A 23077-nucleotide genomic window follows, 5' to 3' on the forward strand; every position below is an offset into this window, starting at 1 on the left:
TACCCCGGCGTTGTGGCGTGTCAGTGACACTGGCACAGATACACAAACACTTGGCAGGCAGGGCAATTCCCGGGGTTGCCGGGCGAGGCACTATTCAATCGTCAGAATCTGCCCACTCACCCGCGATCCGCGTTACCAACAATTCAGGAAGTTCCCCTTATGCGAACAAACAGGATCTCCGTACAGTCAGCGCTAGGCCTGAGCCTGCTTGTACTCGGTTTGAACAGTGCCCGTGCGGACCTGCCCGCCGACACGATCGGCCAGACCGTGTTGCCGTTCCCCGCTGAAGCACACCGGGCGTTCGTCGTCGATGTCGAGTTCGACAGCTTCGTCGCCGGCCGTGTCACCGTGGTCGACCCGGACCAGAAGCGCGTGCTGGGCATGGTACCGACCGGTTTCGCCGCGCCTTCGACCCTGAGCCATGACGGCAAGCTGATCTACAGCGCCGACATTTGGTACTCCCGTGGCACCCGGGGCACCCGCACCGATGTGCTGACCGCGTGGGACAGCTCGACCCTGTCGCCCGCCTGGGAGGTGCTGATTCCGAACAAGCGGGCCGAGTCGCTGACCCAGCGCTACGGCCTGAAGACCAGCGGCGATGACCGTTTTGTCTACGTCTACAACTTCACCCCATCGACCTCGGTGACCGTGGTCGACACCCAGACCAAGGCCGTCGCCACGGAAATCGCGATTCCGGGTTGCGTGCTCAACTACCCGGTTGGCAAACGCCGTTTCGCCTCGCTGTGCGGCGACGGCAGCCTGCAGGTGGTGACCCTCAACGACCAGGGCCAGGAAACCGCGCGCAACCGCACGCCGTTCTTCGACCCCAACGCGGAAAAACTGGTGGAGCGTGCGGTCAACGTCGGCGACACCTACTACTTCACCACCACGACCGGCACCGTGCGCGCAGTGGATTTCTCCGGCGATACACCCAAGATCCTGCCGAGCTGGTCGCTGGTCACCGAGGCCGAGAAGAAGGCCGGTTGGGCCCCGGGCGGCTGGCAGTTGATGGCGGTCGCGCCGAAGCTGAACCGTTTGTACGTGCTGATGCATGACGCGCACGAACCGATGAAGTGGGAAGACCCGAGCACCTTCATCTGGGCCTACGACCTCAAGACCCAGAAGAAGATCGCGACCCTGGAAGCACCGGCACCGGTGTGGAGCATGCAGGCCACCGGCGATGACAAGCCGCTGCTGCTGGGCACCGACGTTGAAGGCGGCTTGCAGATTTTCGATCTCAAGACCAACCAGCACACCGGCAGCATGGCAAAAGTCGCAAAAACCGCGACTCAGGTCATGAGCTACTAAGAGGTTCGGCCATGCACTCAGATCCGATCTTCATCATTGCCAGCGCCATCGCCATCGCGGTGTTGCTGGCCAGTGCCGCGACCCACAAGGTACGAGCACCCGCGCGCTTCGCCAGGCAGTTGGCCGACTACCAACTGCTGCCCGCCTCGCTGGTGCGCCCGGTCGCCCGGTTGGTCCCGCTGCTGGAACTGGCCATCGCCTTCGCGCTGCTGGTACCGGTCAGCCGTGGCTGGGCCGCGTTGAGCGCGGCCAGTCTGTTGGCGCTGTATGCCGCTGCCATTGGCATCAACCTGTGGCGCGGACGTCGCGACATCGACTGTGGCTGTGCCGGCCCGGACCAGGCGCAGCCGCTGCGTCCGGTCCTGCTGCTGCGCAACAGCGTGCTGGTGGTGTTGGCGCTGCTGGCCAGCGTCACGCCGATTGCCCGCGACATGACGCTGTTCGATGGCTTTGTAACGGTTGCCGCGGCAGCGGTCGCGTTGCTCATCTACGCCGCAGCCGATGGCTTGCTGGCGAACTCCCCTCTTCTGCTCAAATTGATTGGTAGGTGATCCAATGGAAGGCTTGATTGTTTCCAACGTTCTGCTCTGGGTTCTGCTGGTGGCCGTGGCGTTCGTCGTCATGGGCCTGGTACGTCAGATTGGCGTGCTGCACGGCCGCCTGGCCCCGGCTGGCGCACTGATGGTCGACAAAGGCGTGGCCGTCAACGAAGCCGCGCCGCAAGTGACCGCCACCGACCGTAAGGGTCGCCCGGTGAACTTCGGCTACGCCGGTGAAAAATCGCAACTGCTGTTCTTCCTCTCGCCGACCTGCCCGATCTGCAAGTCACTGCTGCCGGCGATCAAATCCATTGCCAGGGAACAGGCTGATCGCCTCGACGTGGTGTTCATCAGCGATGGCGACATGGACGCCCAGCAAGCGCTGATCCGCGAACACAAACTCGAAGACGCCACCTACGTGGTCGGCCCGGAAGTCGGCATGACTTATCAGATCGGCAAGCTGCCGTACGCCGCGCTGATCGACAAGGCCGGCACCCTGCGCGCCAAGGGCCTGGTCAATTCCCGCGAGCACCTGGACAGCCTGTTCGAAGTCGAACACTTGAAGCACGCCACGCTGCAGCAGTACCTCAATGCCCAACCGCATTCCCACGATCACGACCACAGCCACGGCCATAGCCACTGATAAGGCAGGGAGACGTTTATGAAACTGCTGGATCTGTTGTTCGAGCGCTCGACGCGCCGTGTCGCCGACACCACCTCGCGCCGCAAATTGCTGTCACGCATGGGCTCGCTGATGGTGGCCGGTGCCGCCCTGCCCTTGCTGCTGCCACTGGATCGCACCAGCAAGGCACTGGCCGCCACCGACCCGAAGGCCGGTGACCCCGGTGATCCGAACAGCTGCGACTACTGGCGCTACTGCTCCATCGACGGCTTTCTGTGCAGCTGCTGCGGGGGTTCGGTGACCTCCTGCCCACCGGGCACCGAAGCCTCGCAAGTGACCTGGATCGGCACCTGCCGCAACCCGGCCGACGGCAAGGACTACATCATTTCGTACAACGATTGCTGCGGTAAGCAAAGCTGCGCCCAGTGCGCCTGTACCCGTAACGACAGTGAAGAACCGGCCTACCGCCCGTTCAACAACAACGATGTGAACTGGTGCCTGGCCGCCAAATCGCACATCTACCACTGCACCGTTTCGATCATCCGCGGCGTGGCGGTCTGACACGCGCGTTACCGCCGGTTGCCCGGGCAATCGGCGGTTTTTTTCACGATCGTGTTCCAGGCCACAAAAACAAGAGAGGCCCCTCAATGCGCAAGTTGCTACTCCTCGGTCTCGTCTGCACCCTGAGCGTCCCGCTCGCTCATGCCCGCGCCATTCCCAACCCGGCGCAACGTCACGCACCGGGCAATGAAGAACAGCAAAAGCCCATCGCCGAGGCCGGTTACAGCGTTGGCGTCAATTACCAGTTGCAATGCGCCGGTTGCCACTTGGGCAACGGCATGGGATCGGCGGCCAACGACACGCCCCGGATGACGGGGTTTGTCGGCAACTTTCTGAAAGTCCCCGGTGGCCGCGAGTTTCTGGTGCGCGTGCCAGGCATGTCGCAGTCTGCATTGAACAATGCGCAACTGGCGGACCTGCTCAACTGGTTGATGCGCAAGGACGGCCTGGCCGGCAAAAGCACACCGGAGGATTACCAGCCCTACAGCGCTGAAGAAGTGGCGGCACTGCGCGCCAAAACCATGCTCAACCTCCCCGGTACCCGTGCTGAATTGATCAAGCAAATGCGTGCGCAAGGCATCGCCATTGAAGACGGCATGAACGATTGACGGCGGATGTGAAGTCACCTCAGCTGCCAAATCGGGGGCCACGCCCCCTTTAGCCTCCGCCCGGCATTCGACCCGCGCCCCCGGGTACCGAAGCGCCGCCTGTCTGCGCCTCCCCTCCCTTTACGAAGCCACCCGAACCGGCGGCACATGCCGTGCATGGCCATTGAGCAAGCGCGGTCCGTCGGCCAGCGGATTCCTTCACAAATGAGTGCTATAAAACTGCGACGATTCCGTGAAGGATTCCAGCGTACTGCTAAAGTGATACCACGCGTTGTCACATTCGGCCCCAGGTCAGCAATCGGGACAGAAGGTGGTATACCACGAGCGGGGGAAGCTTTTGGTGACGCGCACGCAAACGCTCTCGAACGAGGGCAGTTTTGATCTGAGTCGCGTTATCAGTGAGCGCGATGGGGGGCAGCAATGAGGTCTAAATATGATATTTGAGCCTAACACTAGCCGTTCCGTACTTCAGCGAAGAAGCAGCACCAGTATCGTTATTCAGGCCGGTCTCGATGGTCTCGCAGTGACCGGCGTCGCGTGGTATTTGATCAACTATCACATCGGCTTCGTCTCGCAGGCCTATGTCATCATGGTCCTGTTACTGCTTGGGGCGTTAGCCGTCGTCTACGACCATTATGCGATTTACCGAAGTAATGTCGGATTCGCCGTCAAAGCCTTCAAGTTGCTCAAGGCATGGACTGCCGTTTTTTGTTTTCTGGTTGCCATGGCCTTTCTAACTAAAACCGGCGAACAATATTCGCGCCTGTTGGTGGCCGAGTTGTTTGTGATTGGCTACTTCGCTCAGCTGCTTTTGCACCTTGCCACCCGCGAGTTACAGAAGAAGTTTCTGGCCCACCCCGCGCAACGGGACAACGCGCTCATCATCGGCACGGGCGAGCTGGCCAACTTCCTTCACCAGAAAATCAGTAACAACCCCTGGCTGGGTGAACGGGTGGTCGGCTCGGTCCTGATCGGGGGAAGCGATGATCAGGGAAAGGATGGATCAAAGAGTGCCCAACGCTTGACGATACTGGGTCATATTTCCGACCTTGATGAGCTGGTCGTGCAACACGCCATTCGCACCGTGTATTTCGTGACGCCCCTGGATGGTTCGCACGTCATCAAGGACGTTTACTTAAAACTGTTCGATAAACACATTTCCGTGAACTGGGTGCCGGATATCTTTTCGCTGCGCTTGATCAATCACAGTGTGCGTGAAATTGCCGGGATTCCCGTGCTGACGTTGTCTGAAACACCGCTGATGGGGCTGCGGCTGTTTCTGAAGAATCTCGAAGATAAAGTCCTCGCGTTCCTTATCCTGTTATTTGCAGCGCCGGTGCTGTTGTTAGTCGCCATTGCCATCAAGCTCGACAGTCCGGGACCGGTGTTCTTTCGCCAGGAGCGCATGGGCTGGAGCGGCGATTCCTTTCGTATCTGGAAGTTCAGGAGCATGGTTGTCCATCAGCCGGATGAAGGCATCGTCAAGCAAGCCGAAAAGAACGATCCACGCAAAACCAGAGTGGGCGCCTTTATTCGAAAAACCAGCCTGGATGAACTACCACAGTTGTTTAACGTGTTGATGGGCGAGATGTCGCTGGTGGGACCGCGACCGCACGCTATTGCACACGATGCGCAATACTCGCCCGACATCTCGGACTACTTTGCGCGCCACAACATCAAGCCGGGCATTACCGGTCTGGCTCAGGTGCGTGGCTTTCGGGGTGAGACGAAAGATATCGAGCAGATGATCCGCCGTGTGGATTCGGACATCGAATACATCAACAACTGGTCGCTTTGGCTCGACTTCACCATTCTCGCGCGCACGGTGCTGGCCTTCTCCGGCAAGCATGCCTATTAGCCAGGCTTGAAGACTGGGGTGATCTGGAGTTGCGAGGGGTGTGATCGATTGGCGTGGCCAGCTTCGCTGGCCAGCCTCACTATGCGCTTACCGGGAACAGGTCCAGCGTTCGCTCGACCTCATCGGCGTCGATACTGAAACCATTGCCCTCTTCGGTACCCACCACAAATCCAAAGTTTTGCTGGTCGCGGTCCGTCAGGTATTTGAAAAAGCAGAGGAAACGATTAGGTGGCTGCAGCACCAGCAGTGAACCACCCGGCTGCAGTACGTTGACGCCATGGATCAGATGACTGCCCTCGATGCCCACGACGACTCTTGCCCCGGCGCAGGCCGCCACAATGGTCGGCACATCGGATTTCGCCGGATCGATGATGCGAAAACCCCTGCGGTCGCGCAGGCGTTCGGCCAGTTCCAGCTCATTGCGCAGCAAGCGCAGCTCTCCCTTGTCACCGCGCAGAATGAACACCCCGGGGTGAGCGCTGGCGTTTACGTGGGACAGCAACTGGTCGCCCATCGCGCGAAAGCGCCGGTGCTTGTGGCGGTTCTGGCTGAGGTCGTCAAAGATCACCAGTTCACGGAAAAACGCATTGCGTAAACGAACCGGCGTCATCCCCAGCCAGTCTTCATAGCCGGGGGCGTGAAGTATGCCGTGCCTGGAAGTGGAAACGAGCTTGTCAGACGTCGCCGTGGTCACCGGCACGCCTTCTTCGCAGGCCATCGGATAGGTGATGCAGTCGTCCATCAACCATGAGCCAAACCATTTATTGCCGCCCGCCGTGCAATACAGCGCGCCGCGATCGATTTCGTTTTCCACGCGAATCCTGGGCAACCATCCGGAGCGAGGCGACAGCCAGGATTTGGCATTGCCCTTATAGAGCGCACCGTCGATCAACCAGGCATCTTTGAGCAGGTAGCCACGCGTCGGGCCATGTTCAACCTCGCCGATCCCTTCCATGGTGCGGCGGGGATGTTCGAAGGGATAAAAAAGATCCCCTGCCCATCCCGTCACACGCTCGAGCTGGTTGGGAAGGAAAAACGCAGGCGGAGCGATCGCCATCTCACGGGGGGCAATTTCCCATGTCTTGACGGCGACACTTTGCAGCATGAGCGACGGTTTTCGTGTCAGGCGCGTCTTCAACATGTGTTTATACGCAGCAAGACTCCACTTCGCCGGACCACCCTTTGCGACTGCATCTATATCCGACATATGAATTCAACTCTCATGTACTTATACCGAAATAGCGCTTATATCCAACACATAAAACTGCACTTACTTCGAATCCATTCAGGCGGATATAACGCATTCCATTCGGGGCGGCGACTTCAAATGACTGTAACGACCGCGCAAGGTATCAAGAAGCGACGCTTGTGGCGGCCTGGCACAATGGAGATATATTTTGGACAGCCCACCAAAACCCATTTCACGATAGCGACTTGCAATTTCTTCATCACTCGGCCCGTCAGGCAGTCCCAGATGAAGCGTCAACTCTTTGCCTTCGACTGCAAATAGCGGGGTTTCCCAAAGAAATATCGGCGTGCCCACTTTAGGCAGTCGAACAAACATATAACCGTTGTTACCCAGCGTATTGACATCCCCGCCGCGCCTTCTTTTCCATTCAAGCAGTCCATCGTCCGGACGCGCCAGGCAAATGCCGATATCGTAATAGTCAAAACCGTTTTCAATCGCCCATTCGAGCGCCATGAAGGTGGTAATTGAATTGACTTCACGTAGTTTTTTGGCGTCGGAATACACCGTTTCCGGGTAACCAAACCGGATCGTGCTCCAGTATCGTTTGCCTCCCTTGGTGATGACACACCCCAGATGGCAAGCGACAACGTCGTCCTCCAGCAGCACCAGATCAAGCCGGCCGGCATTTTTTGCCACCCTGCGAACCTCGTGCGTGTCTATCTGCGCCGCGGCCGAACCATGCCTGGCCTTGGCATAGGGCTGAAGCATTTGCTGATCCGCACATTCAATCTCATCGTCGTTCAGCGCCTGTTTCATGCGATAGCGCAGGCGATTCTTGCGCAGGTTGCGACGCAGTTCGGTGTTGTACCTCGCGGTGATTTCGTCGAGTGACCTGCTCAGCGGCACAATGGCACTCAGGTACTGGGGCACGCGCAATGCGCCGGGAGTGGGTATTTCACTGACCAAAACCGTCGGGTTTGACGGGTCGGGTTTTAATTGGCTATCCGCGCTTGGCGCGTCCGTCCCCAAGAGCACTTTGGCGAATTCACGCTGGGTTTTCCTGCCGATATAGAGGACGTTGAAGGAACTCTCTTGCCGTAGTTTGAATTTGACAATTTCCCAGCGCCAAAAACATGCCCGACTTAGTATGTCCCGCAGCCACGACACGGTTCTCCTTAGCTCGAAGCGTAAAGAAGGAGAAATGAGCTTGCGTATTTTTGACGCTATATATTCTTTCATTTGCTCACTGGCACAGGTCGAGGAAGGTCAAATTAGTTTGCAAGTAGCTAGATGAAGACTCGAAACGAGCGATCGACCGCCAGCCCCCTTTCAGGAAATCAAAATATTCGAGGAGATTTTTCTGGCACAGCGTTAATGAAGACACTCAACCCAAATAGTCCGACAAGTCGGGAATACCCACAGGAGTAAAGATGCTACACCCGGGTTTTGCAAGGCAGTGATGGCCTCGTCGCCGTGTTTTTGCGCCGCGTGTTTTTACACCGGCCTCCACCCCGGATTGACCCCGCACCAGGCCAATCAGCTGGCCGCCCTTTCTCGGAATACCAGGGTTCGCAGCAGGAACATCGGGTTACCCACCACGTAACGCGTGAACAGTCGCCTGGGTTCGCTGATCAACCTGAACACCCACTCACAACCGAGGCGGCGCATCCACTGGGGGGCCCTGCTGACCTTACCGCCGAGAAAATCCAGAATCGCCCCGCCGCACACGATCAGGCAAGGCACTCCGCTGGCCGCCAGTCTCGCCGCAACGGCTTCTTGCTTGGGCATGCCCATGCCCAGAACAATCAGTTCTGGCTGATACTCCCGGGCAAGCTGGACATAGGCCTCCACTTCGGAAAATCCGTGGTGGGCCGAAACAACCTTTACGGCGTACAGCGCCTCGCTACGCTGAACAGCGCTGCTCAGATACGTTTGTTCGGTGCCCCAGAACGCCACGCGCCGGCCTTTATAGGCCGCCAGTATTTTCGGAATGAAATCCGTACCGTTCATGTTCAGTCCCGGTGCCAGGCCGAGTCTGCGCAAGAGAATGGCCATGCCGGAGCCATCGCGCAACAACACGTCGGCAGCGGACAGCGAAGCGTAATAGCCGGGGTTGGTCGCCACCAGGTTCATCGCGTGGGCGTTGACGAACCCCAGCACTGTCGACCGCTCGGGACGGGACAGGGCATCGATCAGTCCTTGTTCATCCTGATGATCATCGACCACGCGCAGCGTGCGGATAATCGTCTGCCATTTGTGCAACCAGGCCAGGGCGCGCATCAGTTGTCATCCCGCTTGGAACGCACCCACTCAACCTGGCGCTTGAGCAAGAAGCCTATGTACAAGGGGATTTTTTTCACCGCGTAGAACGGCGCATACATCAAGGCGGAGAACGAAATGATCTCGCGACCGAATTGGCTCCAGGCCAGCAGGATGGTCGCTGCCAACAGCAGCACCCCGGTCGTGGCGATCAAGGCCGGCGCCAGGATTCCGGCCAGGAGAAAGACCAGCCATGAAAGACCCAATGCCGCCACCAGGGCCAACGTCAACAGGGCCAGCGGCGGGACCAGCAAGTCCAGGGTCATGGCCAGCAGATTCCCGTTTCCCTTGGCCATCGACTCCACCAACAACTTGGGCGTATCACCCAGGATGACCCCCAAGTGACCATGTTCCCAACGCGTACGCTGAGTCGTCAGGCCCTCTTCGCTGCGCGGAAAATAACTGGTCACCAGCGCATCGGGGCAAAACAGCGGCGGTTTGCCGCTCCGGCAGAAATCCAGGCCCATCTTCAGATCTTCGACGATGTGGCCGCTGGCCAGATCGATCAGCGGCAGATCCCGCCAGGCGAAAGCCATTCCCGTGCCCATCAATTGGCAGGGCAAACCGAGCCGGGCCCAACCTCGCGGGCGCACCCGATTCTTCACGCACCAGGCAAACTCGGCAATTTGCACTTTCAGCCCGGAACCTGCGGGAGCACGCATGAGATTCAGCGATTGTGTGGGTCGGCCCGAGTCGATGCAGCAGGTGGCCAAACGCTCGACAAAGCCATCGCTGATCTGGCAGTCGGCATCGACAATGATGATGACGTCCGGCGCGGCGCTCGCCAGGTGACGGACCCCGAAGTCCAGCGCATACCCCTTGCCCCGTTGCCGGTCGTTGCTGCGCTCCACCACTTCGGCGCCCGCCGCCCGTGCCAGCGCGGCGGTGTCGTCGGAGCAGTTGTCCGCCACCACCAGCAGGCGATCCCCTTCCAACAGTTGCGGCCCAATCGTCTTCAAGGTCGCGACGATGACCGAGGATTCATTGTGCGCCGGCACCAACACCGCGACCCGTGGCCGCGAGGATTTCGCCGACGGCAGCGACCGTGCCGGCAGCCAGGCCAGCAACACCTGGACGAACAGCACGCACACCGGGAGGACGATGAGGATCAACAGTCCGCTGAACAGCCAATTAAACAAGGTGATCATGCTTGTGCCCTGAACAGGTGAGCCAACTTGGTGGCTTCGGTATCGATATCGTGTCGTTCCAGCACCCGTTGATACGCCGCCTCGCCCATCCGTTGCAGGACGTCGGCAGGTTGCGCCAGGCAATCGGCCAGCGCCACCGCCAGCTCGTCGACGTCGCCCGCGGGAAACAACCAGCCGTTCTCGCCCTGGCGCACCAGCTCCGGAATGCCCGCGACGTAGGTCGTCAGAACGGGCCGACGCAAGGCCATGGCTTCCATGATGACCACCGGCAAACCCTCGGCGAAGCTCGGCAAGACCATGGCCCGCGCCGCGAGGATTTCCGCGCGCACCTGATCGCTGCTGATCCAGCCGGTGATTCGCACCTGGGCCTGCAATTGGTACTGTGCGATCAGCGCTTCGATTTGCTCGCGCATCTCACCATCGCCGGCCAGCACGATCTCGAACGCCACGCCCCGTGCCGCCAGGAGGCGAGCGGCCTCAAGCAACAATAATTGGCCCTTCTGCTCACACAAACGCCCTACGCAGACCAGCCGGGGCGCGGACGGCACGGCCACCGCCGGCACATTGTGAAACGCCTGTTCCAGTCCACAGTGCACCACTTTGACCTTTGACCAATGTGCATGATCCACCCAGCGAAACAGCTGGCTGCGTCCATAAGCGCTGATGGCCGCGACAAACGCTGCACGCCGTACTTTCTCGCCCAAATGGATGAACTGCGGTTTGTCGAATTCTTCCGGGCCGTGCACGGTAAAACTGTACGCCGGCCCGCCAAGCGCGCTGGCCAGCATCACCACCTCGGTGGAGTTGGTGCCGAAATGCGCGTGCACATGCCTGGCGCCAAACGCCTGCAACCAGCTGAGCAGGCGGCACGCCTCAAGCAGGTAGACCAGATGGTAAGGCCAGGAGCGATCGGCCCGCCGCCCCATGCGCAGCGCTAACCCCAGCGCCGAAAAGAAGCGTCGCGGCTGGGCGCGCAGTACCTGCAGCGCAGGCGCCAACAGGCCTTTGACGCCGTCTTGCAGCACGTAGCGGGTCTTATCGCGTTCAGACACGTCTTCGGCATCCACCAATTCGGCATCCCAGCCCCGCAGGGCCACGCGCTGTACCTCGAAACCCTGGCGCTCCAGGGCCAGGATCTCGCGACGGATGAAGCTATGGCTGACCTTGGGGTATTGATTGATGAAATAAGCGATGCGCATGGGACCCCGGCTTAGTGGTCAGTACGGAGGGTGGTGACGGCAGGTACTTGCGCCGTGGTGCAGGAACCTTGAGCGCGATTCGCTGCAGGGCAACCTTTCAGTACCTGATCCAATTGCGCAAAGGTGCTGTCCAGAAGTTCATATCGCCTGCGGTACATGGCCCGTTTTTTTGAGGCTATCGCGTCAAGCGGCTTTCGGGACGGGGCCATGGGTATCTCGAAAAAGTCTTCGCGCTCCGACGGGGTGGCGCCATGCTCCAACCATATCGAATCATAATCAGCCAACAACTCCTGAGCCTTACTGGCGCCAAAATACGGATGACGATGGTGACGGTATCCATCGCCGACGGCATACATTTTCTGGACGCCGATATGGGCCGCGATGTACTTGATGACTTCAATCAAGAAACTTCTCGGTCGCAGGCCTTCGAACGCCTTGGTCAGGTCCCTGTAGATGCCCAGGGATTTTTCACTCTCGACACCTTTGTGTATCCCCTGTACCGCGCCGATGAACAGGCAAAGCTCACCTTCCACACGACACAAGGTGAAAGCGATCGAGGCGATGCGCAAATCCTCCTGAAACAGGTTCAGCACCAATTCCCCTTCGCGCATGAACCAGATCGGGCGATCCAGAACCAGGGAACAATGAGCAGAAAACGCCGACAAATCGCTCAGTACCAACCTGTCGTCACGCCCATAGAGCAATAACTGCGGACAGCTTTTTGTGACCACTTCGTAATGGGAGGCCAATACCCCGAGTCGGTCCCCGGCACTCCAGCTTTTACTGATGTAGGGCCAATGAACCACCCCCAGGCAATCTGCGCCGAGTCGCCTGAAACCCGCCTCGCCCAGAGCACTCGACATGCGCGACAAAAACAACTTCAGTTCGGCCCGGTTCTTCGCCACCAGCACCAGCATCTTGAGTTTGTTTTTCAATGCCCTGGGGGAATACCCGGCATGTAACGAATACATGCTTTTCAGTGCCAGCCAATCACTCATAGAAGTCTCACTTGTATTCGATCAACGCCGACTTGCCGGCGCCGAATCTGTTCAATAGAAACTTTATTTGCCCGAACATCTCGGGAAATTTCCCGAGTACGAGAAAGAAAGCCAGCCGCCATTTTTTGCCCGTCGATGCTTGACCTCGACGGGCCAGGCGCACGACTTGCAGCGGATAAACCAACAACAGCAACAGCCCGAACCATCCCGCCAGCAGGCTGACAAGCACCGTCGCCAGCGGGATTCCCAACCCCCAGAACCAGGCACGGCGCGACTCACGCCGCCAATGCTGCTCCGGTGTGGCGCCATGTAAAAAAGCGCCCTCGGCAAAGGCATAACCACCGCGCAGGGTGCGCCGCCACCATTGGCCGAAGCGAGTCATGTCCGCATCGTGCAAGGTCATTTCTTCGGCCAGACGCCAGACTTTCCAGCCCTTGGCGCGCAGTCGCACACATAATTCCGGCTCTTCACCGGCAATCAGGTCCGGACGAAATCCAGACACCGAGGTGAAGGCGTCGGCCCGCATCAGCGCATCGCCACCACACGCCCTGGCCTCGCCTATCGGCGTGTCCCACTCCAGATCACACATGAAGTTGTATATCGAATGTTGCGGATAACGTTCACGGCGCCGTCCACAGACCACCGCCACCTGCGGTTGCGCATCCAGAAAGGCCTGCGCCCGGGGCAGCCAGCCAGCGACGACCTCGCAATCACCATCGACGAACTGCACATAACGCACTTGCGGCAATAAACGTTGCACACAGGCGAATCCTTCGTTGCGCGCACGCGCAGCGGTGAAGGGAATCGCCATGTCCAGCTCGACCACCTCGACGCCGAGCCCGCGCGCCATCTGTACGGAGCCATCGGTCGAGCCGGAATCGACATACACAATCTGCTGCGCCATACCGAGCAGCGAAGCCAGGCACCGCTGCAATCGCGGCCCCTCATTGCGACCGATCACGACGACGCCGATGCCGGTGGCCATGGCGTTCAAGAGCATTCCCTGGCAGGTGCGCCCTGCCGGGTCTTGATCGTCGCAGGCACCCCCACTGCAATCGAGTTATCCGGTACATCGATCAGCACCACGGCATTGGCCCCGATCACCACATTGTTGCCAATGCGTATATTGCCCAGCACCTTGGCACCGGTGCCGATGTCGACATTGTTGCCGAACACCGGGGCAATCGGATCGTTGACGTTCTTGAGCCCCACGACCACGCCATTGCGAATACGGCAGTCATCGCCGAACTGCGCATAACCACTGATTACGATGCCGCCGAAATGGTCGATGACGAAGTTGCGCCCGACCACCACCTCGCACGGCAATTCGATGCCCGTGATGATCTGCACGAATTTGAAGAGCACTTTGTAGATAAAGGAAAACACTTTGCGCAATGGCGCGGGACGTACGCCGTAGCGCCAGCGTCCGAAGCGATAAACCAACATCACCCAGAAACCCTGGGCGGCCCAATCACCCGCATATGCACGCAAGTCCGCACGTATGTTTTCGAACATGGTTTATCTACCGTGTTGGTTGGGTTGCGAGTTTTGTTTCACCCAGCAGCGCCCAGGTCACACGCGCATGCTGCCAGCATGCCCCGATGGCGGCACGGCCGCGGCCCTTCAACAGTGCCTTGAGCGCCAGAATCAGATCGCCCAGGCTGACCAGCAGCATGTGCCCGGCCAGCCCGGACAGACCGTGATGTTTGCGGAAATACAACAGCTCGCTTTCGATTTGCAGCTTGGGAATTTGTCGACTGGCGCTGTTGAGTTCGTCAACGGACTTGGCGCTTTCACCACCGATATGCACCACGGTGGTATGCGGGTAATACACCACTTTCCAGCCCGCCTGCTTGACCCGTTTGCAGTGGTCGACCTCTTCGTAATAGAGAAAGTAGCGCGGATCGAACAGGCCAACCTTGTCGATGACTTCGCGTCGGATCAGGTAGTAACACCCCGGCACCCAGTCGCATTCACGTACCGAGTCATGGTCCCAGGTCATGTCGTCGACCTTCTTCACACCAGGAAAAAAACGCTCCAGCCCGGTGCGTGCCAGGAAGACATTCAACGGCGTCGGGAAATAGCGGCAGGAGGGTTGCAAATCGCCCTCACGCCCGACCAATCGAACGCCCAGAACCCCACAATCCGGATGAGCCTCCATGTACTCGAGGGTCTTGCTCAGGGTATCGGCGGCAACGAAGGCGTCGGTGTTGAGCAATAACGCGTACTTGCCTTGCAGGTGCTCGACGAGTTGATTGTTGGCACGACCAAAACCGACATTCGTATGATTGGCCAGTTGCAATGCCTCTGGACAAACACTGGCCAGACGCTCCAGCGAATTATCCGCAGAGGCATTGTCCACCACCAGATAACGCGTGCGTTGCGTGTCGTTTGACTGACGCAACGCATTAAACATCGGCTGCAACAAAGAGGCTGTGTTGTAGTTAACGACCAATACATCGAGGTCGGCACTAACCATTGGGTTGTTCGCCAAAAAAATACTCTGCGCGCATCGCCTGCAGCTTCGGTTCCAGTTCCGGGTCAAACAAACCGTCGCGATTCTCGATCAGGTCAATCCATGGGTACTCGGCGCAACGCTCTTTGATATTTTTCACCAGCGTTTCCATCGTACAGATAACCCTGGCTGGATTACCCCCGACCACCATCCCGGGCGGAACGTCTCTCAATACAACAGCGCCGGCGGCCACCACCGAATCAGGACCAATCGTTACGCGCGGCATGACGATGGCACCGTGGCCGACAAAGGAATTGGCACGGATATCGACGCCGCCAACAGAGTCGAGCTTCGTTCCGTCACGCGCGTTGATGACATGGACGATGCCATCGTGGCCGAATATTGTGCAGTCGGATAAACCTACGTTGTCACCGAGTCGAAGCATCGCCGGGTCGGTGATGTTGCACCCCAGGTTGATCCAGGCGCCTTTGCCGACGGAGTGCAGTCCTCCCCAACGCCCCATGTGCTGGGCCCATTCATACCCGTCAGGTTTACAAAACTTTTTATAGAGTGAGGTGCCACGCCCTGTTGTTCTGGCGTAATGAGCAATAGCGCGTTTTAGTAGACCAATCATCCTGTCAGCCTCAAATTCAGCGATATACATCTGTGCCAGGGTTCATACACCCTGATTCTTTATTACCACTACTCTAAGCGTAGCCCCCTCCTAAAAAATCAACTCGGAAAATCGATAAACTCTCCTGTTCCGGAATACCTTCCCACCGCGGGGCCCATTTCCTGGTTGAGATGATCGGCCAGCCTCAGCGCCAGTTGCAGCAGGGGCATCGTCGGGTTGCAGGCACCGCCGGTAGCGAAGACGCTGCTGCCCGCAACATGAAGATTCTCGACCCCGAACACCTTGCAGTTTTCGTCGACAACGCCAAATTCAGGCGAGGCCGCCATCCGCGTGGTCCCCATATGGTGGGCATGGGGATTGACCTTCAGCGGCAAATCGACGTCATAAACGCACGCATCCAGCTTGACGAAGCCCAGCCCCGTGTCGGCAAAACACTTGGCCACTTCGAGCCCTATGGACTTGACGGTATTTCTGTCTACCGGGGTCAGTTCCCAGTGAATGTTCACTTTTTTCATGCCCAACGCATCGCGCTCTTCGAGTAACGCGATGCGGCTATTGGGGTTGGGGAATTGCTCGATCAGCGTGCCGAGTACCCCGTCCCCCGGGCAATCGAATTTGGTAATGAACTCGATCTTGTGCGCCGCCCCGATGTCACAGATGAGATTCTCGAAAAAGTCCTTGATCGCCGCCGTTCGCCCATAGGCTTTCACCTCGGATACAAGCGAGGCCGTCACATTGCCCTTTCCCGATTCGTGCTCCTTCACGAAGGCATCCGTCGTGAAGTACTGCCGGGCTTCGGTACCCTGCCCGTCCTTCAGAATGAAAGTGCCCATTTCTACGTTCAGATGCTCCATGAAGCATCTGCCGACCAATCCGTCCTTCTTTACGATACCGCCAGCGGTCAGGGACTCACTGTTGAGCAACTGCCTGGCATTCTCGATCGCGCCTGTTGCCAGAATGAAGTGACTGGCCCTGACTCGCTCCTGATGCAACTGGTAGTCCGAGACGAGGATCGTCTCGATGCGGCCGGTCTTGCTATCGAACTCCAGATCGACGCAGTTGCAGTTGATGAAGACATCAAGCCCTTCTGTCTCATTGAGCTCCTTGGCGTATTTCTGTGCAAATCGCGTCGGTGGGCTGAGCAGGAAACGATCGGCTTCGAAGTCTTGGCCATCCAGGTTGGCATTGATTGCCTTGAATCCGGAGTTCGGCGGGAGATCGACAATATCCATGGCCGCCGCCAGATTGCGTTCGATCTCGGAAAACGCGATGGGCCAGCCGGGCAGGTGCACGGGAGGACCCACGGCAAAGTCCGAGCGCTCGAATGGACGGCATCGTCCCGCCCAGTGATTGGAGGTACCGCCCAGAAAGCGCAGGCGTGTTTCCTGTGCGTAGACTTCAAGGCCTGTCGACGGGCACTGGTAGAGGTTCTGCGAAGCCGGTGAATACTCGTGCCCACCGCCTTCGATAAGCACGACATGCCGCCCATTACCGGCTAGACGCAAGGCCAGCGTAATGCCGGCCGGCCCTGCGCCGATAATGCAGATGTCATAGTGATCGCGGAGTTCTTTCTGCGATTGGTAATCTTTGATCATGATTTTGCTGGCCGAAAATGCTGGGCAGGCAACACCCATCCGTTGATCACAACAAACTCGGATTTGGCGGCTGCAGGCCGGGCAACCGTTTCGGAAAATCCAATAGCGAGCCCCCCGAGACTCAATAGGGCAAACGCCTGAAGGAAGCCCCTGCGCCCCATCACAGAGGTATTCAAATCAGTTTCTCTCATGATTCAAAGCTCCACGACATCGAGATTGCGTTGGAATTTCAACTACACACCAAGGCCACAATTTATTGGCGCCAACCATCAATACCTCAATGGCGACGTCGTGCCACAGCAATGGATTCAACAAGAGAGATAGATCAAATCAAAGCCACTTGGCAAGGCCCGTCAATAGCTCCCCGCACAAAGCCCCCACAGCAAGCATAGGCAACACCACAAGCTCGCGCTTGAGGCTGAACAACCCCAGACGATAGTTCACGTAAAACACCAGGATAAGCGTAGGGAACGTGTGCAGGGCGACCCCCCAGATCGCGTACTTGACCCCGCCAATGGCCAGCAGCAAAGGCACCAGCACCCACAACGAGACCACGCGAATAATGTTGTCCATGGCCTGGTATTTGGTGTGCCCCAAGGCAATCCAGATCTGATTGGCCACCATGTAGCGCATGGTGAAAAAGGAGAGTGAGAGGATCGCCAGCATGTCGCCGGCCTGGGCGTAACGCTCATCGTACAAAACCCTGATAAGCAGCGGGCTGCCAGTCAGGAACAGTCCGCAGAAAAACAGGCAGGCGAGATCGAACATCATTTTCAAGCGGAAGTACAACGCGTGGAGCCGTGCGGTGTCATGGGTTCTTGAAGCCTCACTGAAGGCTGGCAGGGCCACCGCTCCGACTATCCTTTGCAACCCAAGCTGAACGGCTCCCAAAATCAGTACGGCGATAGAGTAAACGCCCAGTTCGCTGGCCGTCATGCTGCCACCGAACCAGACACGGTCGCCGTACATGGCCAGCACGCCCACCGCCGATGACAACAAGATCCAGCGACCAAAGCCGACCAATTCATCGAGCGCAGCACGTTCCCACCGTAGACGGTTGGACGGGCCCTCGAACCAGATATGCCCCAGCAATGTGTTGACCAGCGATTGCACCAGACCGGCCACCACCAGCGACCAGATGGACCGGGTGAGGTAACCGACCACCAGCATGACCAACAACCCGACGACCTGGGAGGCAAACTCGGTGAGTACCACTTTCTTTTGCTGGAAGGCGCGCACTGCCAGGTCGACTTTCGTCGACTGAAAACCAACGATGATTGCCGAGAAACCGGTCACCGCCAACACCAGCGGCAACTCGGGTGCGGCGTAGGTGGAATCGACCGCCCAAAGATTGAGGCTCTGTGCAAACCAGGCGAGGGCTGCGAGCGCAAGCGTCGAAGCGAAGAGGATAAAGCCACGCAGGATTTGCACGGTCCAGATGGTATTGAGAAACACCGGATCGTCGCCACGCGGGCTCTGAATGATGTTCTGGCGCAAGCCGACATCGGACAACAAATGCAGCACCAGCGAAACGGTGATGGCGATCAACATGATGCCGAACATCTCCGGCATCAGCAGACGGGCCATGATCAGGTTGCCGCCCAAGCGGAAGGCTTGTGACGTAACCAGAGCCCCCAGATTCCAGACCCCAGCAGAGATTGCTCGCCCACGAAGGCGGGATGATGGCGAGAAATCAGCTAGCGACATAACATCAACTCCGGACTCAATGGCACGAAAGGTACTATAGTCGCATTTGGCCATTCCACTAGCCTTCGCTCATCAATCAATAAGTCCAATCGCCCATGCCTGAGCACTTACGAGCGTTAATCGTCATTCTGGTCCTTGCCGGCGTTGTGTTTTTCATGGCGCGTCGGCCGGCAGAAGACCTGATCCCCGCCCGACACTTCACGCGTCGGCGCAATCTGTGGTTCGCATTGACGCTACTGGCCTTTTTTGCGCACAGTTTCTGGCTGTACGCCGGCATCGCCGCGATCATTTTGACCGTCGCGCAGAAACGCGAACGCAACCCTGTCGCGCTGTTTTTCATGCTGCTGTTTCTCATGCCGCCATCGGGAGCGGAGATCCCCGGCTTCGGCGTGGTCAACTATTTCTTTGTCCTTAACCATGTTCGCCTGCTGGCGTTTTTTGTGCTGCTGCCGGCTTTCCTGGCGTTGCGCAGGCGACCGGACACAATCCCTTTCGGACGCACCTGGCCTGACAAACTGTTGGCCGCCAACATCGTGCTGACAAGCCTGCTCTATTTGCGCGAAACGACCGTCACCGACGCGTTGCGCCAGACGCTCTATCTGTTCATCGAAGTGTTTCTGCCCTACTACGTTGCCAGCCGGGCGCTGAGGAACCTCAGCGACTTCAAGGACGCTCTGTTTGCATTTGTAGTCGCCGCCATGGTGATGTCGCTTATTGGCCTCTTCGAATATTCCCGTAACTGGCTGCTCTACAGCGCGCTGAACAATGCCTTGGGCATGCAATGGGATATGTCCACTTACCTGACTCGCGGCGGCTCATTACGCGCCAGCGTCACCACCGGACAGGCCATTGCACTGGGCTTCGTCATCAGTGTGGCCAGCGGGCTGTACCTGTACTTGCAGGAAGATGTGCGCAGTCGGCTGCAAAGAGGCCTGGGCGCGCTGTTGCTCGCCGGCGGTCTGTACGCGCCGCTGTCGCGGGGTCCCTGGGTCGGTACCGCCGTCATGATCGTCGTGTTCATCGGCACCGGTCGCAAGGCCGTCAAACGACTGATGCTGCTGGCGCTCGCCGGAGTTCTCGCCCTTCCGTTGCTGGCCGTCGTACCGGGCGGACAAAAAGTGCTCGATCTGCTTCCTTTCATCGGCACGGTAGAGGCCGAGAACATCACGTATCGGCAACAGTTGATCGATAACGCCATGATCGTTATCCAGCGCAACCCGTGGCTGGGCTCATTCGATTACCGCAGCACACCGGAGATGCAGTCCTTGACCCAGGGTCAGGGGATCATCGATATCGTGAACACCTATATCGGCATAGCCCTGTCGGTGGGATTGATTGGATTGATGCTGTTCGTGTGTTTTTTCGCCGCAGTTCTGCTTGGCATCCGCAAAGGGATGCGCTCGTTCTCCAACAAAGATGATGAGGCACGCCGACTTGGGCGTGCACTCCTGGCGACACTGGCCGGGATCCTGATCACCATCGTGACCGTCAGCAGTATCACCGTCATCCCCGTGGTGTATTGGTCGATAGCCGGACTGGGCGTGGCCTACGCGCAAATGGCCCGCAGGCTCAGGCAGACCTCGACGGCGGTCTCGGCGAGCGCCCATCTCCAACTCAGGTAGACCCATGATCCCATTGCTCCGACGTTCCCGGATACTGCTCGCGTTCCTGCTGTTTTTCGCTATCTGGCCCCTTCGTACCTGGGCGTCGGGATGGGTCGCCAGTGTGGATGAGCGCAACGGCCTGCCCACGCTGATGCGCGGTGGCAGCCCGGCGGTTACCACAACATTTTCGTTCTTCGGGAGGAGCTGGGACTGGACGTATCTGCAAACCGAATTCAAGACCAACGGACCTTATCGGTACACACTCGCGGGTAAAAACACCGCGCTGGATTTCGACTTGAATGCGCAGATTCAGAAGCAAGACCCGCAATCATTGACCTGGAAGTTTGCCCTGGATGCTCGCAGCATGAAGTCGGACTTGTCCGGTGGCGGCATCGTCTTCAACTTCGACCCCTCACTGTTCGCGGGAGAAATGGGCCCGCCCGCTTTGCTGCCCGACAACCGCGGCTGGTCCTGGGGCAATGCGCAAGGGCGACGCATCGACATGCGCTTCGAGCCCGCGCTGGCAGGCGTGTACTTTGAACCGGGCGATAAATCGGAGGTGCGTGCCTTTTTCTACAAGAACACGATCAAACCTGGCCGCCAGGAGTTCACCGCCACCTTGAGCGTTTCCGGCGATGTGGCGATCGGCCCCACCAGTAGCGAGCGCTTCGGACTGACGGACCCCAAGAGCTGGCCCACTGACAAGCTCGACTGGAAAACCTCGCCGGTCGATCTGTCCTTTCTCAATGCCGAGGAAAAACCTGCCGGCAAGCGCGGATTCGTCAAAGCCTCCGGCGAGCAATTGCTATTCGCGGACAACACCCCGGCGCGCTTCTGGGGTACCAACCTGTCGGCCTATACGCTGTTCGGCACGCCAGACGATGCCATCAAGCAGCAGGCCAAACGGCTGTCGGCACTGGGTTTCAATCTCGTGCGATTGCATCACCATGACTCGCCGTGGGTGCTCCCGAACATCTTTGGCGACAGCCGGGTCACGCGCAGCACCCAGGAACTGAGCCCGCAGTCACTGAAAAAAATCGACTGGTGGATCAAGTGCCTGAAAGACGAAGGCATTTATGTGTGGCTCGATATGCACGTCCAGCGAGCTCTTTTGGAAAAGGACAACATTTACGGCTTCGATGAATTGCCGAAAGAAGAGCAGAACTTTGCCTATCTCAAGGGCTATGCCTATGTGAATCTCACCATTCAGAAAGCCATGAAGCGCTTTACCGAAGACTACCTGACCCATGTGAACCCCTACACCGGCCTGGCCTACAAAGACGACCCGGCGGTCGCCGCCGTACTGATCACCAACGAAAACGACCTCACCCACCACTTTGGCAACGCACTGTTGCCAGACAAGAACGTGCCGAAGCACAACAGCGTCTACATGGCAGAGGCCAAAGCCTTTGCCAACCAGCACAATCTCTCCGCAGACCAGACCTGGCGCTCCTGGGAACCTGGTCCCTCCAAGCTGTTCCTGAACGACCTGGAACGACGTTTCAACGTCGATATGATCGAGCACCTGCGTGGCCTGGGCGTGAAAGTCCCCATCGCCACGACCAGCACCTGGGGCGGTAACAGCCTCAATTCCCTGCCCGCCCTTACCGTCGGCGACGTCATCGACGTCCACAGCTACGGAGGCGCTGGACAGATAGAAAAAAACCCACTGTACAGCGACGGCATCGTGAACTGGATCGCCTCCGGCCAGGTCGCGGGCAAACCCTTGACCGTCACCGAGTGGAACAACGAGCCCTTCCCGACGCCAGACCGTCACTCGCTGCCACTCTATATCGCGGGCACCGCCAGCCACCAAGGCTGGGATGCACTGATGCAATATGCCTACAGCCAGGAGCCACTGGGGGGCGAAGGGATGAGCGCCAGCAACTGGCACGCCTATAACGACCCCGCAATGCTGGCCACCCTGCCCGCCGCCGCCTTGCTGTATCGCCGCGCAGACGTTCGCGAAGCAACAACGACCTATGTCTTTGCGCCGACGCCAGGCACCCTGTTCAACCAGATGATCACACCGGCCAACTCTGCTCTACTGCGCACTGCCATGGAGAAAGGCAAGCTGGAAATCGCGATGCCGCCGACACCGGAATTGCCCTGGTTGCAACAGAGCGTTATCCCGAGCAATGCGCAGGTGTTTCATGACCCCGGGCAGTCGCTGCTGGACGCCAATGCCAACGAATCCACGACCGACACGGGTGAACTCAAGCGCAACTGGAAACAAGGTGTCTACACCATCAACACGCCGCGCACCCAGGCCGCTACCGGCTGGATCGGCGGCGAGTCGATCAGCCTGGGCAACATTCAGGTTCAAGTGAAGACCCTCAACGCCAGCGTGGTGGTGCAAAGTCTGGATGAAGCACCTTTGGGTCGGTCGCAGAATTTGATGATATCCCTGGGTGCTCGGGCCATCCCCCAAGACAACGACAAAACACCTTTTTACGTTGAGCCCCTCGAGGGCACGCTGACCCTCCAGGCGCCGCAGGGTTTGACACTGTTCACTCAAGGCATCATGGGGCAAATGAAGAAGCTGCCCGCGACCTATGCCGATGGTCACTACAAGATCAACTTCGACGGCTTGCAGGCGTCAAACTGGTTGTTTTTGAGAAAGGGCGACGCGAAGTCAAACCCTGTGAACACAGCCGCATCCCCCTCCTCCACCCGCCAATAACCGGCCAGTCGACCTGGGTTGAACAACGCCTTGCGGCGTTGTTCAATCGG

21 protein-coding genes are annotated in these 23077 nt (G+C 58.6%); 8 read left to right on the forward strand and 13 right to left on the reverse strand.

The window, feature by feature from the left end; all coding sequences use genetic code 11:
* The first annotated feature begins 159 nt into the window (after nucleotides 1-159).
* The 6 genes from AC1Q6D_RS04645 (at nucleotide 160) to AC1Q6D_RS04670 (ending at nucleotide 5496) form a co-directional block, all read left to right on the forward strand.
* A complete protein-coding gene (locus AC1Q6D_RS04645; protein WP_103405009.1) occupies nucleotides 160-1308 on the forward strand; it encodes an amine dehydrogenase large subunit in 1149 nt (382 codons plus the stop codon).
* Between the two features lie 11 nt (nucleotides 1309-1319).
* Complete coding sequence (locus tag AC1Q6D_RS04650) at nucleotides 1320-1859, forward strand: MauE/DoxX family redox-associated membrane protein (RefSeq protein WP_103405010.1); 540 nt, start codon at nucleotides 1320-1322, stop codon at nucleotides 1857-1859.
* A gap of 4 nt (nucleotides 1860-1863) precedes the next feature.
* Nucleotides 1864-2490 (forward strand): methylamine dehydrogenase accessory protein MauD, encoded by a 627-nt coding sequence (gene mauD / locus AC1Q6D_RS04655; protein WP_103405011.1) that lies wholly within the window; start codon nucleotides 1864-1866, stop codon nucleotides 2488-2490.
* Nucleotides 2491-2508: 18 nt separating this feature from the next.
* On the forward strand, nucleotides 2509-3030 hold the full coding sequence (locus AC1Q6D_RS04660; RefSeq protein WP_027620621.1) for a methylamine dehydrogenase light chain: 522 nt from the start codon (nucleotides 2509-2511) through the stop codon (nucleotides 3028-3030).
* 86 nt (nucleotides 3031-3116) lie between these two features.
* A complete protein-coding gene (locus AC1Q6D_RS04665; protein ID WP_103405012.1) occupies nucleotides 3117-3638 on the forward strand; it encodes a cytochrome C in 522 nt (173 codons plus the stop codon).
* A gap of 433 nt (nucleotides 3639-4071) precedes the next feature.
* Nucleotides 4072-5496: an undecaprenyl-phosphate glucose phosphotransferase gene (locus AC1Q6D_RS04670; protein WP_103405013.1), complete on the forward strand. Its 1425-nt coding sequence runs from the start codon at nucleotides 4072-4074 to the stop codon at nucleotides 5494-5496.
* A 79-nt stretch (nucleotides 5497-5575) separates the two neighbouring features.
* On the opposite strand, the gene AC1Q6D_RS04675 is transcribed toward AC1Q6D_RS04670, so the two are convergent.
* The 13 genes from AC1Q6D_RS04675 to AC1Q6D_RS04735 all read right to left on the reverse strand — a co-directional run bounded on the left by AC1Q6D_RS04675 (nucleotide 5576) and on the right by AC1Q6D_RS04735 (nucleotide 18740).
* Entirely contained in the window at nucleotides 5576-6703 is a 1128-nt protein-coding gene (locus AC1Q6D_RS04675) for a glycosyltransferase 61 family protein (RefSeq protein WP_103405014.1), read from the reverse strand.
* A gap of 78 nt (nucleotides 6704-6781) precedes the next feature.
* Nucleotides 6782-7924: a hypothetical protein gene (locus AC1Q6D_RS04680; protein WP_103405015.1), complete on the reverse strand. Its 1143-nt coding sequence runs from the start codon at nucleotides 7922-7924 to the stop codon at nucleotides 6782-6784.
* Between the two features lie 297 nt (nucleotides 7925-8221).
* The gene (locus AC1Q6D_RS04685; protein WP_103405016.1) at nucleotides 8222-8965 is read right to left on the reverse strand and encodes a WecB/TagA/CpsF family glycosyltransferase; all 744 of its coding nucleotides are present in this window, start codon (nucleotides 8963-8965) and stop codon (nucleotides 8222-8224) included.
* Nucleotides 8965-10152, reverse strand: a complete 1188-nt coding sequence (locus tag AC1Q6D_RS04690) for a glycosyltransferase family 2 protein (protein WP_103405017.1) — start codon at nucleotides 10150-10152, stop codon at nucleotides 8965-8967. The genes AC1Q6D_RS04685 and AC1Q6D_RS04690 overlap by 1 nt, the downstream gene beginning before the upstream one ends.
* Nucleotides 10149-11351 (reverse strand): glycosyltransferase, encoded by a 1203-nt coding sequence (locus AC1Q6D_RS04695; protein ID WP_103405018.1) that lies wholly within the window; start codon nucleotides 11349-11351, stop codon nucleotides 10149-10151. Before AC1Q6D_RS04695 ends, AC1Q6D_RS04690 begins: the two co-directional genes overlap by 4 nt.
* Before the next feature lie 11 nt (nucleotides 11352-11362).
* On the reverse strand, nucleotides 11363-12349 hold the full coding sequence (locus AC1Q6D_RS04700; RefSeq protein ID WP_103405019.1) for a VirK/YbjX family protein: 987 nt from the start codon (nucleotides 12347-12349) through the stop codon (nucleotides 11363-11365).
* A gap of 7 nt (nucleotides 12350-12356) precedes the next feature.
* Nucleotides 12357-13334 (reverse strand): glycosyltransferase family 2 protein, encoded by a 978-nt coding sequence (locus AC1Q6D_RS04705; protein ID WP_103405035.1) that lies wholly within the window; start codon nucleotides 13332-13334, stop codon nucleotides 12357-12359.
* Between the two features lie 5 nt (nucleotides 13335-13339).
* Nucleotides 13340-13864 (reverse strand): serine O-acetyltransferase, encoded by a 525-nt coding sequence (locus AC1Q6D_RS04710; protein WP_103405020.1) that lies wholly within the window; start codon nucleotides 13862-13864, stop codon nucleotides 13340-13342.
* Between the two features lie 7 nt (nucleotides 13865-13871).
* Nucleotides 13872-14828, reverse strand: a complete 957-nt coding sequence (locus tag AC1Q6D_RS04715; RefSeq protein WP_103405021.1) for a glycosyltransferase family 2 protein — start codon at nucleotides 14826-14828, stop codon at nucleotides 13872-13874.
* Nucleotides 14821-15438: an acyltransferase gene (locus AC1Q6D_RS04720; protein ID WP_047538850.1), complete on the reverse strand. Its 618-nt coding sequence runs from the start codon at nucleotides 15436-15438 to the stop codon at nucleotides 14821-14823. Before AC1Q6D_RS04720 ends, AC1Q6D_RS04715 begins: the two co-directional genes overlap by 8 nt.
* Nucleotides 15439-15536: 98 nt before the next feature.
* Nucleotides 15537-17033, reverse strand: a complete 1497-nt coding sequence (locus tag AC1Q6D_RS04725) for an FAD-dependent oxidoreductase (RefSeq protein WP_103405022.1) — start codon at nucleotides 17031-17033, stop codon at nucleotides 15537-15539.
* A complete protein-coding gene (locus AC1Q6D_RS04730) occupies nucleotides 17030-17224 on the reverse strand; it encodes a hypothetical protein (protein ID WP_103405023.1) in 195 nt (64 codons plus the stop codon). Before AC1Q6D_RS04730 ends, AC1Q6D_RS04725 begins: the two co-directional genes overlap by 4 nt.
* A gap of 139 nt (nucleotides 17225-17363) precedes the next feature.
* A complete protein-coding gene (locus AC1Q6D_RS04735) occupies nucleotides 17364-18740 on the reverse strand; it encodes an oligosaccharide flippase family protein (RefSeq protein WP_090462875.1) in 1377 nt (458 codons plus the stop codon).
* Nucleotides 18741-18835: 95 nt separating this feature from the next.
* On the opposite strand from AC1Q6D_RS04735, the gene AC1Q6D_RS04740 reads away from it, so the two are divergent.
* On the forward strand, nucleotides 18836-20362 hold the full coding sequence (locus AC1Q6D_RS04740; RefSeq protein ID WP_103405024.1) for an O-antigen ligase family protein: 1527 nt from the start codon (nucleotides 18836-18838) through the stop codon (nucleotides 20360-20362).
* 4 nt (nucleotides 20363-20366) lie between these two features.
* On the forward strand, nucleotides 20367-23027 hold the full coding sequence (locus tag AC1Q6D_RS04745; RefSeq protein WP_103405025.1) for a cellulase family glycosylhydrolase: 2661 nt from the start codon (nucleotides 20367-20369) through the stop codon (nucleotides 23025-23027).
* Nucleotides 23028-23077: the final 50 nt, after the last annotated feature.

It is taken from the genome of Pseudomonas sp. MT92 (assembly GCF_058792515.1).

What these genes read in the sequence shown, in the direction of transcription:
- AC1Q6D_RS04645 (WP_103405009.1), top strand. Translation starts at nt 160, where the DNA reads ATGCGAACAAACAGGATCTCCGTACAGTCAGCGCTAGGCCTGAGCCTG.
- AC1Q6D_RS04650 (WP_103405010.1), top strand. Translation starts at nt 1,320, where the DNA reads ATGCACTCAGATCCGATCTTCATCATTGCCAGCGCCATCGCCATCGCG.
- mauD (WP_103405011.1), top strand. Translation starts at nt 1,864, where the DNA reads ATGGAAGGCTTGATTGTTTCCAACGTTCTGCTCTGGGTTCTGCTGGTG.
- AC1Q6D_RS04660 (WP_027620621.1), top strand. Translation starts at nt 2,509, where the DNA reads ATGAAACTGCTGGATCTGTTGTTCGAGCGCTCGACGCGCCGTGTCGCC.
- AC1Q6D_RS04665 (WP_103405012.1), top strand. Translation starts at nt 3,117, where the DNA reads ATGCGCAAGTTGCTACTCCTCGGTCTCGTCTGCACCCTGAGCGTCCCG.
- AC1Q6D_RS04670 (WP_103405013.1), top strand. Translation starts at nt 4,072, where the DNA reads ATGATATTTGAGCCTAACACTAGCCGTTCCGTACTTCAGCGAAGAAGC.
- AC1Q6D_RS04675 (WP_103405014.1), bottom strand. Translation starts at nt 6,703, where the DNA reads ATGTCGGATATAGATGCAGTCGCAAAGGGTGGTCCGGCGAAGTGGAGT.
- AC1Q6D_RS04680 (WP_103405015.1), bottom strand. Translation starts at nt 7,924, where the DNA reads ATGAAAGAATATATAGCGTCAAAAATACGCAAGCTCATTTCTCCTTCT.
- AC1Q6D_RS04685 (WP_103405016.1), bottom strand. Translation starts at nt 8,965, where the DNA reads ATGCGCGCCCTGGCCTGGTTGCACAAATGGCAGACGATTATCCGCACG.
- AC1Q6D_RS04690 (WP_103405017.1), bottom strand. Translation starts at nt 10,152, where the DNA reads ATGATCACCTTGTTTAATTGGCTGTTCAGCGGACTGTTGATCCTCATC.
- AC1Q6D_RS04695 (WP_103405018.1), bottom strand. Translation starts at nt 11,351, where the DNA reads ATGCGCATCGCTTATTTCATCAATCAATACCCCAAGGTCAGCCATAGC.
- AC1Q6D_RS04700 (WP_103405019.1), bottom strand. Translation starts at nt 12,349, where the DNA reads ATGAGTGATTGGCTGGCACTGAAAAGCATGTATTCGTTACATGCCGGG.
- AC1Q6D_RS04705 (WP_103405035.1), bottom strand. Translation starts at nt 13,334, where the DNA reads ATGGCCACCGGCATCGGCGTCGTCGTGATCGGTCGCAATGAGGGGCCG.
- AC1Q6D_RS04710 (WP_103405020.1), bottom strand. Translation starts at nt 13,864, where the DNA reads ATGTTCGAAAACATACGTGCGGACTTGCGTGCATATGCGGGTGATTGG.
- AC1Q6D_RS04715 (WP_103405021.1), bottom strand. Translation starts at nt 14,828, where the DNA reads ATGGTTAGTGCCGACCTCGATGTATTGGTCGTTAACTACAACACAGCC.
- AC1Q6D_RS04720 (WP_047538850.1), bottom strand. Translation starts at nt 15,438, where the DNA reads ATGATTGGTCTACTAAAACGCGCTATTGCTCATTACGCCAGAACAACA.
- AC1Q6D_RS04725 (WP_103405022.1), bottom strand. Translation starts at nt 17,033, where the DNA reads ATGATCAAAGATTACCAATCGCAGAAAGAACTCCGCGATCACTATGAC.
- AC1Q6D_RS04730 (WP_103405023.1), bottom strand. Translation starts at nt 17,224, where the DNA reads ATGAGAGAAACTGATTTGAATACCTCTGTGATGGGGCGCAGGGGCTTC.
- AC1Q6D_RS04735 (WP_090462875.1), bottom strand. Translation starts at nt 18,740, where the DNA reads ATGTCGCTAGCTGATTTCTCGCCATCATCCCGCCTTCGTGGGCGAGCA.
- AC1Q6D_RS04740 (WP_103405024.1), top strand. Translation starts at nt 18,836, where the DNA reads ATGCCTGAGCACTTACGAGCGTTAATCGTCATTCTGGTCCTTGCCGGC.
- AC1Q6D_RS04745 (WP_103405025.1), top strand. Translation starts at nt 20,367, where the DNA reads ATGATCCCATTGCTCCGACGTTCCCGGATACTGCTCGCGTTCCTGCTG.